The sequence below is a fragment of the Chromatiales bacterium 21-64-14 genome (assembly GCA_002255365.1).
Lineage (GTDB): Bacteria > Pseudomonadota > Gammaproteobacteria > 21-64-14 > 21-64-14 > 21-64-14.
Genome location: NCBI01000002.1, coordinates 91,362 through 105,207 on the forward strand (window position 1 = coordinate 91,362; position 13,846 = coordinate 105,207).

13 protein-coding genes are annotated in these 13,846 nt (G+C 66.7%); 6 read left to right on the forward strand and 7 right to left on the reverse strand.

Annotated elements, in window-relative coordinates; all coding sequences use genetic code 11:
• The first annotated feature begins 29 nt into the window (after positions 1-29).
• From B7Z66_02580 to B7Z66_02590, 3 genes are all read left to right on the forward strand, one after another.
• Positions 30-797, forward strand: coding sequence for an exodeoxyribonuclease III (locus B7Z66_02580; protein ID OYV77892.1), 768 nt, complete (start codon positions 30-32; stop codon positions 795-797).
• Positions 798-882: 85 nt separating this feature from the next.
• Positions 883-2,361 carry a 3-octaprenyl-4-hydroxybenzoate decarboxylase gene (locus B7Z66_02585; GenBank protein OYV77893.1) on the forward strand — a complete coding sequence of 493 codons (1,479 nt, stop codon included), beginning with the start codon at positions 883-885 and terminating at the stop codon, positions 2,359-2,361.
• A gap of 221 nt (positions 2,362-2,582) precedes the next feature.
• Positions 2,583-3,239 (forward strand): chromosome partitioning protein, encoded by a 657-nt coding sequence (locus B7Z66_02590; protein OYV77894.1) that lies wholly within the window; start codon positions 2,583-2,585, stop codon positions 3,237-3,239.
• Positions 3,240-3,262: 23 nt separating this feature from the next.
• Here the strand turns inward: B7Z66_02590 and B7Z66_02595 are convergent, their stop codons facing one another.
• Complete coding sequence (locus B7Z66_02595; protein OYV77895.1) at positions 3,263-4,129, reverse strand: NAD(P)-dependent oxidoreductase; 867 nt, start codon at positions 4,127-4,129, stop codon at positions 3,263-3,265.
• A 62-nt stretch (positions 4,130-4,191) separates the two neighbouring features.
• Here B7Z66_02595 and B7Z66_02600 point away from each other — a divergent pair, with 62 nt between their 5' ends.
• On the forward strand, positions 4,192-5,223 hold the full coding sequence (locus tag B7Z66_02600) for a CDP-6-deoxy-delta-3,4-glucoseen reductase (GenBank protein ID OYV77896.1): 1,032 nt from the start codon (positions 4,192-4,194) through the stop codon (positions 5,221-5,223).
• Between the two features lie 37 nt (positions 5,224-5,260).
• Here the strand turns inward: B7Z66_02600 and B7Z66_02605 are convergent, their stop codons facing one another.
• The 4 genes from B7Z66_02605 to B7Z66_02620 all read right to left on the reverse strand — a co-directional run bounded on the left by B7Z66_02605 (position 5,261) and on the right by B7Z66_02620 (position 9,583).
• A complete protein-coding gene (locus B7Z66_02605; protein OYV77897.1) occupies positions 5,261-6,538 on the reverse strand; it encodes a hypothetical protein in 1,278 nt (425 codons plus the stop codon).
• Positions 6,535-7,728 (reverse strand): hypothetical protein, encoded by a 1,194-nt coding sequence (locus tag B7Z66_02610; GenBank protein ID OYV77898.1) that lies wholly within the window; start codon positions 7,726-7,728, stop codon positions 6,535-6,537. Before B7Z66_02610 ends, B7Z66_02605 begins: the two co-directional genes overlap by 4 nt.
• Before the next feature lie 89 nt (positions 7,729-7,817).
• Entirely contained in the window at positions 7,818-8,621 is an 804-nt protein-coding gene (locus B7Z66_02615; GenBank protein OYV77899.1) for a uroporphyrinogen III synthase, read from the reverse strand.
• 35 nt (positions 8,622-8,656) lie between these two features.
• Positions 8,657-9,583, reverse strand: a complete 927-nt coding sequence (locus tag B7Z66_02620) for a hydroxymethylbilane synthase (GenBank protein OYV77954.1) — start codon at positions 9,581-9,583, stop codon at positions 8,657-8,659.
• A gap of 193 nt (positions 9,584-9,776) precedes the next feature.
• Here B7Z66_02620 and B7Z66_02625 point away from each other — a divergent pair, with 193 nt between their 5' ends.
• A complete protein-coding gene (locus B7Z66_02625) occupies positions 9,777-10,307 on the forward strand; it encodes a hypothetical protein (GenBank protein OYV77900.1) in 531 nt (176 codons plus the stop codon).
• A 63-nt stretch (positions 10,308-10,370) separates the two neighbouring features.
• Here the strand turns inward: B7Z66_02625 and B7Z66_02630 are convergent, their stop codons facing one another.
• Together B7Z66_02630 and B7Z66_02635 are read right to left on the reverse strand one after the other, a co-directional pair.
• The gene (locus B7Z66_02630) at positions 10,371-11,120 is read right to left on the reverse strand and encodes a DNA-binding response regulator (protein ID OYV77901.1); all 750 of its coding nucleotides are present in this window, start codon (positions 11,118-11,120) and stop codon (positions 10,371-10,373) included.
• Between the two features lie 45 nt (positions 11,121-11,165).
• Positions 11,166-12,164 (reverse strand): hypothetical protein, encoded by a 999-nt coding sequence (locus tag B7Z66_02635; protein ID OYV77955.1) that lies wholly within the window; start codon positions 12,162-12,164, stop codon positions 11,166-11,168.
• A 187-nt stretch (positions 12,165-12,351) separates the two neighbouring features.
• On the opposite strand from B7Z66_02635, the gene B7Z66_02640 reads away from it, so the two are divergent.
• Positions 12,352-13,740, forward strand: a complete 1,389-nt coding sequence (locus tag B7Z66_02640) for an argininosuccinate lyase (GenBank protein OYV77902.1) — start codon at positions 12,352-12,354, stop codon at positions 13,738-13,740.
• Positions 13,741-13,846 lie beyond the last annotated feature (106 nt).

Here is a 13,846-nt window from a genome sequence, read left to right on the forward strand (position 1 = left end):
ACGGTCCTGGGCCGCTCCGGAGTGCCCACATGAAGATTGCGTCCTGGAATGTGAATTCACTGCGTGTGCGGCTGCCGCACGTGCTGCAGTGGCTGGCCACTGAACAACCTGACATCCTGGGGCTGCAGGAAACCAAGCTGGCAGACCCGAAGTTCCCGGCAGCGGAACTGGAGGCGGCCGGGTACCACGTGACCTATTCAGGTCAACCGACGTACAACGGGGTCGCACTACTCAGTCGGCGCGCTCCGAACGATGTGCTGAGCGATATTCCGGGCGCTGAGGATCCACAGCGCCGTATTCTGGCGGCGAACTGCGACGGCATGCGCGTGTGGAACCTATACGTACCCAATGGCCAGAGCGTCGACTCTGACAAATATGCATACAAGCTTGCGTGGCTCGAGCGTGTAACGGCGCAACTGCGGGTGGAACTGGCACGCCATCCCCGGCTGGTGGTCATGGGGGATTTCAATATCGCGCCCGAGGATCGGGATGTACACGACCCGGAGCAGTGGCGCGGGCAGGTACTCTGCTCCGCGCCGGAGCGGGTGGCGTTCCAGGCCCTGCTGGATCTCGGACTCTGCGACACCTTCCGGCGCTTCGAACAGGAAGCCGGCATCTTCAGCTGGTGGGACTACCGGATGGCCGCGTTCCGGCGCAACCTCGGTCTGCGTATCGACCACATCCTGGCGAGCCCGGTGCTCTGCGGGAGCTGCACCGGGTCCCGGGTGGATCCCACGCCGCGTGGTTGGGAACGTCCTTCCGACCACGCCCCGGTGGTAGCGGAATTTCGCGATTGAACAACCAATTCGGCTGACGCCACCTGAGGTTTCCGGTACAGTCCCGCCGAGACACACACCGCGCCGTTGAGGTACGGTCACCCCGATGAAATATAGCGACCTGCGGGATTTCATTGCCGGGCTGGAGGCGCGCGGAGAGCTGCGGCGGATCCGCACGCCCGTGGATCCGCGACTGGAGATCACCGAGGTCTGCGACCGCACCCTGCGCCGTGGCGGTCCGGCGCTGTTGTTCGAGCAGCCGACCGGATACGACACACCGGTCCTCGGCAACCTGTTCGGCACCGCACAGCGGGTGGCTCTGGGCATGGGGCAGGAATCGGTCGAGGCACTACGCGAGGTAGGCCGCCTGTTAGCGCTCCTGCGGGAACCGGAGCCGCCGCGCAGCCTGCGCGACGCGTGGCAGAAGATTCCCGCCCTCAAGCAGGTGCTGAACATGGCCCCGCGGGTGGTACGCGACGCACCCTGCCAGGCGCATGTGCAAACTGGCCCCGAGGTGGATCTTGCGCGCCTTCCGATCCAGACCTGCTGGCCCGAGGATGCGGGACCGCTGATCACCTGGGCGCTGGTGGTCACCCGCGGTCCGCACCGTGAACGCCAGAACCTGGGCATCTACCGTCAACAGGTCATCGGTCCCAACCGGGTCATCATGCGCTGGCTGGCCCACCGTGGCGGCGCACTGGATTTTGCCGACTGGCAGGTGGCACGACCCGGCGAGCCGTTCCCGGTGGCGGTGGCGCTGGGTGCGGATCCCGCCACCATACTCGGGGCGGTGACCCCGGTACCGGACACGCTCTCCGAGTATGCCTTCGCGGGACTGTTGCGGGGCGCGCGCACCGATCTGGTGAAGTGCCTCAGCCACGACCTGCAGGTCCCCGCGAGCGCAGAGTTCGTACTTGAGGGTTGGATTCAGCCTGGAGACACGGCCCCCGAAGGCCCCTTCGGGGATCACACCGGTTACTACAACGAAGTGGAAACCTTCCCGGTCTTTACCATCGAGCGCATCACCCACCGCGACCAGCCGATCTACCACAGCACCTACACCGGTCGGCCACCCGACGAGCCGGCGATTCTGGGCATGGCGCTGAACGAGGTATTCGTTCCGATCCTGCAAAAACAGTTCCCGGAGATCACGGATTTCTACCTGCCGCCGGAAGGCTGTTCTTACCGCCTCGCGGTGGTCAGCATCAAGAAACAGTACCCGGGACACGCCAAGCGGGTGATGTTCGGGGTGTGGTCTTTCCTGCGCCAATTCATGTACACCAAATTCGTGATCGTGACCGACGCGGACGTGAACGTGCGCGACTGGAAGGACGTGATCTGGGCCATGACCACGCGCATGGATCCGGTGCGCGACACGGTCCTCGTAGATCACACCCCCATCGACTATCTCGATTTCGCATCCCCGGTCGCCGGGCTCGGGGGCAAGATCGGGTTCGACGCCACCGGCAAATGGCCTGCGGAAACCAGCCGCACCTGGGGCCGCCCGATCCGCATGAGTGCGGAAATCCAGCGCCGGGTCGACGCGATCTGGACGTCCCTGGGCATCTTCGAAGACGACGCCTGATCCTGGCGGTGTCGCGCCCCCACCACGCTGCGTGCGGGCGGTGCCCGTGCGCCTTGGTCCCGTGCACGGTGAGGCCGAAACCCCCTATCCCCGCGGCGCGCGCCGGTTCAGGGTCGAGCTATGGATGCCGACAACCTGTACAGAGGCGCCGCGGGGATAGGGTATCCGCGTCGGCCGGGGCCCCCGGGAAACGGCCCGGAAGGTCCCAGGGAGAGGTAGGGATGCGTACCATTTTGGTACTGAACGCCAAGGGCGGCAGCGGCAAGAGCATCATCGCCACGAATCTCGCCAGCTATTACGCGCTGGACGGCGCGCACGTGGCGCTGGTCGATTTCGACCCTCAAGAAGCCGGCCTGGAGTGGCTCACACACCGCGCCCCGACACGCCCGCCCATCCAGGGCGTGTCGGGGCGCGACGGCCCGCTGGCCACGCCCAAGGACACGGAATACCTGATCATGGACGGGCCTGCCGCGGTGCATGGGGGGGATCTGGCGCACCTAGTCCAGCGTGCGTCCACCCTGATCATTCCGGTGCTCCCCTCGCCGCTGGATATCCGGGCCGCAGCCCATTTCATCCAGGAGCTGCTGCTGATCGGCCGGGTATCCCGCCGCGAGGCGCGGGTGGCCGTGGTAGCCAACCGGGTCCGGGAGCAGACCCAAGTCTTCCAGACCCTGGAGCGCTTCCTGAACCGACTGAAGATTCCCTACGTGACGGCACTGCGGGAGAGCCAGAACTACCACCGCGCTGCCGAGCGCGGGCTCGGTATCTTCGAACTTGCCCCATCTCTCGTAAAGACCGACTTGGCCCAGTGGCAACCGCTACTCGCCTGGCTCAACAGCCGCCGCTCGGTTCCGGATGGCCGAACCCGGCACTCCTGAATCCGGGACCCGGGTCCGTGGGCTCACCGGCGGCACGACCGCAACCCCGATTCCAGATCCGGATACACCAGGTCCAGGCCCAGTCCCGTGCGCAGCTTGCGGTTATCCAGCCGCCGGGACTCGTTCAGGTACGAGAGCAGTTCGGCGGAAAGGACCCGTTGCGCCTCGGCGCGGCTCACCACCGGCGGGCGCGGCAACCCCAGCAGATCCGCGACCCGGAAGAAGTAATCGGTCATGGTGGTCGGCTTACCGTCACTGGCATGGTAGACCTCCCCGGGCACGCCCCGTTGCGCGGCGAGCACGCAGGCGCGCGCCAGGTCATCGGCATGGATGCGATTGGTAAACGGGGATTCGGACGGGTCCAACACCGGCAGCCCGCGCCGGATACGCTGCGCCGGAAGGCGCCCGGGACCATAGATACCAGGCACCCGCAGGATCACCACCGGGACCCCATGGGCAGCGCCCCAACGCTGCAGCGCCTGTTCCGCGTCCAGCCGGCGCCGCGCGCGCGGTGTCCGGGGTGCCACTGGCTGGTCCTCGGTGATCCATGCCTCGCCGCAATCCCCGTACACGCCGCTGGTACTGATGTAGACGATGCGCTCCGCGCGCTGCTCCATCAGCCCGTCGAGAAAGCCCCGCATACGTGGATCCGTATCCCCCTCGGTGGGGGGCGGCGCGCAATAGAATACCCGTGCCCCTTCCACCGGAAGCGGGTATGCAGATCCGGGGCGGTCCAGGTCCGCGATGATCGGTTGGATATCCACGGCGCTGAGAGCCGCACCCTGGTCAGGCCTGCGTACCAAGCCGTGGACCTCGGTCCCCTCCCGCCGGCACAAGGCGGCGACCCGCCGGCCGATATCGCCGCAACCCACAATTAGCACAGGGGACACGGGTTTTCCTCCTGGCGGGAATCAGGGAGAATGGGCCTGTTTGCGGTACGGAGCGCAGGTCCATGGAATTCAAGGTTAAGGTACAACCCAGCGGGCACGAGTTCACCGTCGAGGAGGACGAGACGGTGCTCGAGGCGGCGCTGCGTCAGGGCTTCGCATTCCCGTACGGATGCCGCAACGGCGCGTGTGGAACCTGCCAGGGCAAAATCCTCTCCGGCACGGTGACCTATGACGGCCCGGCACCGCCGGGGCTCATCCCGGAGGAAGAGGCGGAGGGGCGTGCCCTGTTCTGCAGTGCGTATCCGCTCAGCGACCTGGTGGTGGAAATGCGCGAGATCGGCGCAGCCAAGGATATCGTGGTCAAGACCCTGCCGTGCCGGGTCACCGGGATGGAGAAGCTCGCCGCCGACGTGATGCGCTTGTACTTGAAGCTGCCGGCAGCGGAACGGCTGCAGTTCCTGGCCGGCCAGTACCTGGACATCCTGCTGCGGGACGGGGGCCGGCGCGGATTCTCCATCGCCAACGCGCCCCACGACGACGCGCACATCGAACTCCACGTCCGACACCTGCCGGGCGGGCGCTTCAGCGACCATGTCTTCGCGCGCATGAAAGAGAAGGACCTGCTGCGTTTCCAGGGCCCCCTGGGCAGTTTCTTCCTGCGCGAGGAGTCCGACCGACCCATCCTGATGATCGGCGGCGGCACCGGATTCGCACCGCTCAAGGGGATGCTGGAACACGTGTTCCATGCGGGCATTCAGCGCCCGATCCATTTGTATTGGGGCGCCCGCGGGCGCCGCGATCTCTATCTGCATGACCTGCCGCTCTCCTGGTCCGAGACCCATTCCGACTTCCGGTACACTCCGGTGCTCTCGGAACCGCTAGCCGAGGATGCATGGGAGGGGCGCACGGGTTTCGTCCACGACGCGGTGGTTCAAGACTATCCGGACCTCGGTGCTTACGAGGTCTACATGAGCGGCCCACCCCCCATGATCGAAGCCGCCAAGCAGGCGTTCCGCACCCACGGTCTGCCCTTCGATCACCTGTATTACGATTCTTTCGAGCCGGCGCGGGACTCCCGCAGTACGGTCGCGTAACCCGGGTCGCCCATCGGAGTGCGTCGCCCTTAGGTTCTCACGGACCGGGGTAGGGAACCTGGGCCAGCGGCGCCCGGTGTGGCGGGCGCGGCACCCGCGGCGGCAACGTGGCCTGAAGGCCGGGCTCCGCGTCCCCACCCACGACCAGGGCCATGCCCTTGCGGTAGCACTCCAGGGCCGCGTCCCGCTGCTCGAGTTGTTCCAGCAACCAGCCGAGCTCCCGGTAGGCGGCGGGACGCGGCCGCACGCCGATGCTCGCCTCCAGGTAGCTGCGAGCCTTGCCCCAAAGCCGGTTGCGCACACACAGCCGCCCCAGGGCCAGTAACAGTTCCGGGTTGGTCTCGTGTCCCTTGAGCCAACCCTCGGCACGGGACAGCGCGCGCGCGGGATCTGGGGGAGAGAGAGTACCGTAGAAGGCCACCAGCGGCTCGCTCCAATCCCGCCGGAGGGCGCCCTCCACCAGCTCGGTCACTTCGGAATATGCCTCCAGGGCAGCCAAGTGCCCTGCATAGGCCAGCAACAAGGCCTCGGTCTGGCGCAGGCGGCGCGGCACCTGTGCCCAGCATCCACGCAAACGCGTCAGATCCCGGGTGCCCGCGGCGCGGTCCAGCAATTCCCGATGGATCTGCAGCTCCAGCCGGTCGGCCTCCGCCGGCGCGACCACCCGGCGACGGCGCAGTTCCGGCAGCAGATCGCGCAGATGCTGCCAGTCCCGCAGTTCACTATAGAGGGTCATGAGCATCTTCAGAACATGGGCATGGCGGGGCGCGATGGTGCGCAGGTGAGTAAGGGTGGCCAAGGCCTGCTCCCACTGGCGATGGGCAATCTGCAGCTCCGCTTGGGTAAGACCGACGGCCATGTCCGCATCGGGCATGCTCTCGTGGGCCAGGCGCAGATACTGATCACGCCGTTCGTGCGCATCCTGCTGCTGGGCCGCGCGAGCAGACGCGAGGTAGCTGAGCAGTGGGGTCTCGCTGTGGCGTGCGCCCTTGATGAGCGTGCCTTCCGCCTCCGGCCAGCGCCCCTCCGCCAGTTGCAGCAACCCGCGGGTGAGCAGGGCCTGGGCACGGCGTGCGCGGCGCTGCTGGCGCCACGACTGGACCCGGCCCGGAATACCCCGCAGCCCCGTGAGCCCGCGTATGAGGTAATAGCCGATCCCGAACCCCAACAGGAGCACCAGCACCGCCAGGGAGAGGGTGGTCTCCAAGGTCCAATGCCCGTAGCCGATCAGCACGTAACCGGGGTCGTGCAGCACCAGAACCGCCACGCCCACCGCGGCCAGTACCGTCACCAGCAACACAGCGAGAAACTTCATTGCGCGGCGCCCCCTGCAGTCCCTGCCGCCGGGGCCGTGGCCGGACGCCCGCCCGACCCGTAGCGCTGCGCGGCCACACGGCGCAACAGGCGCAGGGACCCGGACAGATCGGGTAGCCGGGCGGCCACCGGCGCCGTAGCCAGCTGATCCAGTTCCCGGAGAAAGCGCTGGGTACCGGCGGCATCGGTCTGATAGTAGGTGCGCACCCAGCCGCGCGCGGTGCTCAGGCTGTCCCGATACACCGACGTCGCGCCCTGCAGCAGCGCGAGTCGCGCAGTCTGAAGCTGAATCTCGAGATTCTGTTGGAGGAAATACTGTTGATCCGGCGGCAACATCGGCCGGGGTGGATGGTCGGTACGCCGGATGACCACCAGGCTGCGTAGACCCTCGCCCGCCTGCCGCAATGCCTGCCTCCATCCACCAGGCGCAACAGCGCGCGGTGCGGGGCCCGCACCGGCGTGCGGCGGTTCGGCGCCCGCCAGCGGCAACCCGTCAACCTGCCGGATCAAGGCCGCGAGACGTGACTCGATGCCGGTGATGTCGGTCTGCGGAACGGCACGCAGCGCCGCGATCTCCGCGGCGATGCGTTCCCGCACCGCACGGAACGCGGGATCCCCCAGGGCCTGCAGTTCCTCATCCGCGCCAGCCAGCGCCGTCAGCGCCGTGGCCGGGTCGCGACTCAACTGCACCCGTTGGTTGGCCACCCATATCAGGTACTTGGCCTGCGCCACCCGCCAACCACCCGGGTCGCGCCCGAGCCGCTCCCCCAAAGAGGCGAGCGCCTGATCCAGGCCCCGATCACGCGACTCCTGGGCCTCAACACTACGTGCCAAACGCTGCGAGGTGTCCTGGAGCTGCCGTTGCAGTGTTTCCATCCGCCCCTGGGCCGCCACCTGCCACACCCGTTGCACGCGGACTTCATTGCGCCCCACCCACGCCAAGTAGGCGCCTCCGCCCACGGCAACGAGGGCCAGCAGGAGTGCGGCCACGGCTATGGCCACGCCGCCCCGGGCGCCGGACGAAGGAGAGGTGTCGAACCCCGCCGGCGGGCGGTCCACCCCGGTCTCCCCGCCCCGGGGAGGTTCCGTCTGTGCTTCACTCATGCCGATCTCCCTTGGTGCCGGGCCCGGTCGAAACCCGTTCCATCGGATCCGGGCCACACCGCCCCGCCGGGTTCCCGGTCCACGCATTTCGGCCTATGGCGGGCGGTCTCCTAAGGATGGTAACGGATTGCGTATACGGTGTAACGCGCGGCCGGTCGCGGCGCTCGGCTCGCATATCAGTCTTGCCCGCGGGCGCGGGCCCAGGCGTTCAAGGCCGCTAACAGGGCTGCGTCGTCGGCACTGTCCGCCACGATGGGCGGATCCCTGAACCCGAGTTCCCGGGCCAGCTCCACCCCGCGGCGGCTCACCACCACCAGCGGAGTCCGGCGCAGCCACTGCTGACCCAGTTTACCCACCAGCTCAAACAGGTTACGCAGTCCGGTATTGCTGGTAACAGTGATGATGTCCACTTCGCCCCGTGCCCAATGGCGCATGAGTCGGCCCACGTCCGCGGCGGGCCGCCCACGCCGGTAGGCCTCCGCATATTCCACCCACGCCCCGCGACGGCGCAGTTCATCCCCCAGCACCTCCCGGCCGCCATCGCCGCGGAAGATCACGATGCGCTGTCCAGTCACCGTTTGCATTTCCTCCAGGGCCAGCAGGGCTTCACTGTTGAAGCGGCGCGCGGGCTGGATATCCGGTGCCCGACCGAAACGCGCCAACTCCTTCGCGGAACCACTACCGATCGCGGCGAGCCGCAACGCCGACGGCCACTGGCGGCGGCCAAGGATGAGATTCATTGCCTTGATCACCGCGTTGGGACTGATGAAGATCGCCAGATCGAACTGGTCCAGGCGGTCGATCACCTCCAGAAGCGGCGCACGATCCTCTGGATCCAGGATCTCCAGCACCGGGAAGCGGATCGCCCGCCCCCCCTGGGTCTCGATGCACGCGCACAGGGGCTCCGCTTGGTGCGCCGGACGGGTAACCAATATCCCGACACCGGACAGGGGTCCCTGCGCTGCGCCATGGTCTTCCATCCCGTTCCCCCTCTGCGCGCGGACCCGCAAGCCGGTCAACCGGCGAACAGGTCGCGCAGGATCTCATCGGCACCCCGTGCCAACAGGTCTTCCGCCAGCGCGCGGCCCAAGTCCTCGCCAGCGTGCGCGGCACCCCGGACCTCCCCCGTCACCAGCTCGCGGCCATCGGTACGCCCCACCAGCCCGCGCAGCCACAGGCGTTCACCCTCCAACTCCGCGTAGCCCGCGATCGGGATTTGGCAGCCCCCGCCGAGCCGCGCGCTGAACGCCCGCTCGGCCGCCACACGCATATGGGTAGGACGGTCATCCAGGGGCAGGATCCAGTCCAGCACCCGCATGTCCTGCTGCCGGCATTCAATGCCCACCGCCCCCTGGCCCACAGCCGGCAGACTTTCCTCCGGCGCCAGGATCGCACCGATCCGGTGCCCCAGATCGAGGCGCTTGAGCCCCGCCGCCGCCAGGACCACCGCGTCGTAGTCCCCGCGTTCCAACTTGGCGAGACGGGTATCCACATTCCCGCGCAGATCGATGACCTCCAGGTCGCCGCGCCGGGCCCGGAGCTGGCAGATTCGGCGCAAGCTGGAAGTACCCACCCGGGCGCCCGCAGGCAGCGCTGCGACCTTTCCATAGCGGGACAGGAACGCATCCCGGGGGTCCTCCCGTGGAAGGATCACCGGAAGCGCCAGCCCCGCGGGCAACTCCGCGGGCACATCCTTCATGGAATGGACGGCGAGATCCGCCCGCCCGTCCTGAAGGCTCTCCTCCAACTCCTTCAGGAAAAGACCCTTGCCACCGATCTTAGATAGAGGGCTATCCAGGATGCGGTCACCGCGGGTCTGCATGGGGAGCAATTCCACCCGGAGCCCGGGGTGCAGTCGGCAGAGCTGATCCCGGACCCACTGGGCCTGCCATAAGGCCAGGGGGCTTTTACGCGTGGCAATACGTAGATCAGGGCCCTTCATCACCACCACCACAAGACAGAAACTACATGATTTGACATAGAAAATCCTGGAAAATCGAGGTGCTGTGGACCCAATCCTATGCCCTGGGCGATCCAGAGGCAAATCCGTTCTAGATCACCCGGGGTGGAATCAATCTCACGGCGGTGCGTCTAGGTTGATATTGGGTGAAGTCAGTCGCGGAGATGGCGGGTCTATGATCAGCAAGCGGAAAACACGGGCGTTCGGGGTATGTCTGGCGCTCCTGCTGGCGGCGTGGGGCCCGCTCGCGGTCGCGGCCCCGCCGACGGTTCGGGAGCCCCATGATTTCCAGGCCTTGGGGCGTGAGGCCGCCGCGGGACGCATGCCCATCGTGCTGGAATTCGCCGCCAGCGACTGCCGCTACTGCCGGATCCTGGAACACCGAGTGCTGAATCCTATGCTCCTCAGCAAGGAATACACCGGAAAAATTCTGATCCGCAAGGTGGAAATCGACAGTGGCGCCACCATTCTGGACTTCCAGGGCCACCCGTTGCCGGTGGCCGATCTGGCCCGCCGCTACGGGATACGGTTCACTCCGGTGGTCGTGTTCCTGGATTCGGCGGGGCGGGAGTTGGCGCCACGGCTGGTGGGACTCAGCAGCTTGGACTTTTACGGGGCGTACTTGGACACGGCCATCGAGACCGCCCGTAAACGGCTGAGCGAGGATCTGGCCTCGCGGGCAACCGTCCCCGCGCCCCAACCCTGACCGGATACTGAGAGCAACTGGTCCTGACCTTCGCTTACGTGGCCACACGCGCGTCGGCGCGCGTCAGTCGCGGCGCGGCGCGGCCGCCCGGAGCGCGCGGCGCACCTGGGGCAGGTGTCGCCGGCTCACCTCCAGGGGCAGGACCACATCCCGCAGTCGCACGCAGACCCGTCCCAGCACGTCCCGTTCCAGGCCCGTGACATAGGCCCACGCCACTAGGGCGTTGCGGTGGATCCGTAGAAACCGGTCGCCGAACTCCTGCTCCAGGCCCTTGAGGCTCTCCTCGATCAACACCTCCCGATCCGCGTCCCGCACCGTCACATACTTCTGGCCCGCTTGCAGGCACCGGATCTCGGCCACCGGGATGAGAGCCAGCGCCCCGTGCAGCCGGGCGCAGAGGTGGGTGCGCGCCGGGGCCTCCTGCCGGTGCACACCCAGCACCCCCAGCTGGGCGCGGGTCAGGCGCCGCGCCCGATCCAATGCCGCCGCCAAGCGCTGCCTGCGTATCGGTTTGAGCAGATAGTCCACAGCGTGGGCCTCGAACGCCTCCAAGGCATGGTCCCCGTAGGCGGTGGTGAAAATCACCGCCGGGGGATGTTCCAGGCCGGCCACATGGCGCGCGGCCTCCAACCCGTCCATCCCCGGCATCCGGATGTCCAGAAGGAGGACGTCCGGATCCAACTCGTGGGTCCGCATCAAGGCCTCGCGCCCGTCGGCCGCCTCCCCGAGCACCGTGTGACCGTCGAGTTCCTCCACCAGGGCGCGCAATCGGCGCCGCGCCGGCGCCTCATCGTCCGCGATCAGAATTTTCATCGTGGCATACCCAACCCGCGGCTCCCGAAAAACTCCCGCCACGCGCTACTCCAAAACACCGTCGGCGGGCAAATGGAGACATACCTCGAACTCGCCGTTGGCCTCGCGCACTGATAGGGCCCCCTGGGTACCGTAGGCCAGTTCCAGACGCTGGCGGATATTGTCCAGGGCCATGTGATTCCCGTCGCGGCGCACCGTGGTTGCCGCACGCTCCGGGACCGGATTGCGCAGGCGCAGTGTCACCTGGTTGCCGGTCCGCACCCCTTCCACCCGGATCATACCGCCCTCGGGTCGCGGTTCGATTCCATGGTAGATGGCGTTCTCAAACAGCGGTTGCAGGATCAAGGGTGGGACGGGCAGATCCAGGGGCAGGTCGTTGAGCTGCCAGTCCACCTGCAGGCGCTTACCGAGCCGGAGTTCCTCGATATGGAGATAGCGTCGCGCCATGGTGAGTTCGTCGCCGAGGCTCACGCGCTGACCGGGGGCCGCCAGACTCGCCCGAAACAGATCGGCGAGGTCCTCCACGGCCTCCTCCGCCAGATCCGGCCGCTCGCGGGTCAGGCTGGCGATGGTATTCATGCTGTTGAACAGGAAGTGGGGACGGATGCGCGCCTGCAGCGCCTGCACCCGGGCCTGCGCTTCTGCCTGCACGTTGCGCTTCCATTGGTGCTGTATATACAAGTAACGGAGAACCACCGCACTGACAATAGAGGCCACCAGCAGGTTGCGCGACACAAAGCCCAGGTGCCCCTGCCCCACACCGCCATAATGGAGGCTGTTGAGCTGCAGCAGCCAGTAGGCACTTTCGCTAACAATCAAGGTCACCGCCAACAGAAGTCCGTAGCTCACCCAGCCGGCGCGGGTGTTCTCGAGGCGCGCCAGCCGGCGGCGCAACGCACACAGCAGGGCCGCGCTGCCCAAAGCCACCCACTGTATAAACAGTGACACCAAGCTGAGGTCGCTCCACAGATCGGTGCTGTAACGGGGCGGGGCCAATACCAGCACCAACGCCAGCAGCTCCGCGAGCACGACGACGACGAACACCGTGCGCACGTCACAGAAATTGGGCAGAAACAGCTGGTCGTCCAGCTTGGACAGGCGGCCACTGACCACGGAACCCGCTCCTCCAGGACATACCACCCCCCGGTCCGTGTGCGGCGCCGGCCCGGGGAACGGGCGTCGGGAAACTTGCTATACTGCGGGCCAGTATAGCGGCCCCTGCGCTGGAACCATGAACGACGACGCACCTGAAAAACCCTGGGGTGGGCGGTTTACGGAACCCACCGACGCCTTCGTGGAGGCGTTCACCGCCTCGGTATCCTTCGACCGGCGCCTGTATGCCTGTGATGTCCAGGGCTCCATCGCCCATGCGCGCATGCTGGCAAAGGTGGGCGTCCTCGACCAGAAAGAGTGCGCGGCAATCGTGCGTGGCCTCGAGGAGATCCTGCAGGACATCGAGCGCGGGGATTTCGCGTGGTCGCCAGCCCTGGAAGACGTCCACATGAATATTGAGGCGCGGCTTACCGAACGCATCGGCAACCCCGGCAAGAAACTGCACACCGGTCGCTCGCGCAATGATCAGGTCGCCACCGACATGCGCATGTACGTCCGCGCACAGATCGATACAATACGCGAGCAGATTCGCGCCCTGCAATCCGCGCTGCTCGATATAGCGGAGCGGGAGGCGGACACCATCATGCCTGGGTTCACACACCTGCAAGCAGCCCAGCCGATCACCTTCGGGCACCACATGATGTGCTGGTTCGAGATGCTGGAACGCGACCGTGGGCGGTTCGCCGACTGCCGTGGGCGCGTGAACGTATTGCCCCTGGGAAGCGCGGCATTGGCGGGCACGGGGTTCCCCATCGACCGCGCGTATACGGCCCAATTACTGGAGTTCGATGCAATCGCGGAAAATTCCGTGGATGCAGTGAGCGACCGCGACTTTGCCATTGAGTTCGCCTCCTGCGCAGCGCTCCTGATGACCCACCTGTCGCGCTGCGCGGAGGAACTCGTCCTGTGGTCATCGGCCCAGTTCGATTTCGTGGACCTGCCGGACCGGTTCTGCACCGGCTCGTCCATCATGCCGCAGAAAAAAAATCCCGACGTCCCGGAACTGGTGCGCGGAAAGAGCGCGCGGGTGATAGGACACCTGATGGCGCTGCTCACACTGATGAAGGCCCAACCCCTGGCGTACAACAAGGACAACCAGGAGGACAAGGAGCCGGTGTTCGATACAGTCGATACCCTGCGCGGCGCGCTGCGCGCGTTTACCGAGATGTTGCCGCAACTGCGGGTCAAGCGCGAGCGCCTGTACGAAGCGGCACGCCGTGGCTATACCACTGCCACGGACCTTGCCGACTATCTGGTACGCAGGAACGTCCCGTTCCGGGACGCCCATGAGGCCGTCGGGCGCGCGGTGCGCTACGGACTGGACGAGGCCAAAGATCTTGCGGATTTCACTCTGGAGGAACTGCGCCGCTTCTCCGAGGTCATCGGCGCGGACGTCTTCGAGGTACTGACGCTGGAAGGATCGGTGGCCTCCCGCGACCATGTGGGGGGCACCGCGCCCCGGCAGGTCCGGGCCGCGATCCAGCGCGCGCGCGCACGCATCGGCTAGTGTAGGGTTGTACGCGTGGGGCTTGGAAAGGGTCGTGGCCCGCCAATCTCCCCGGCTGGGTGGCGCACGCCGAATCGGCGTAAAGCATCGTAAATTCATTTGATTG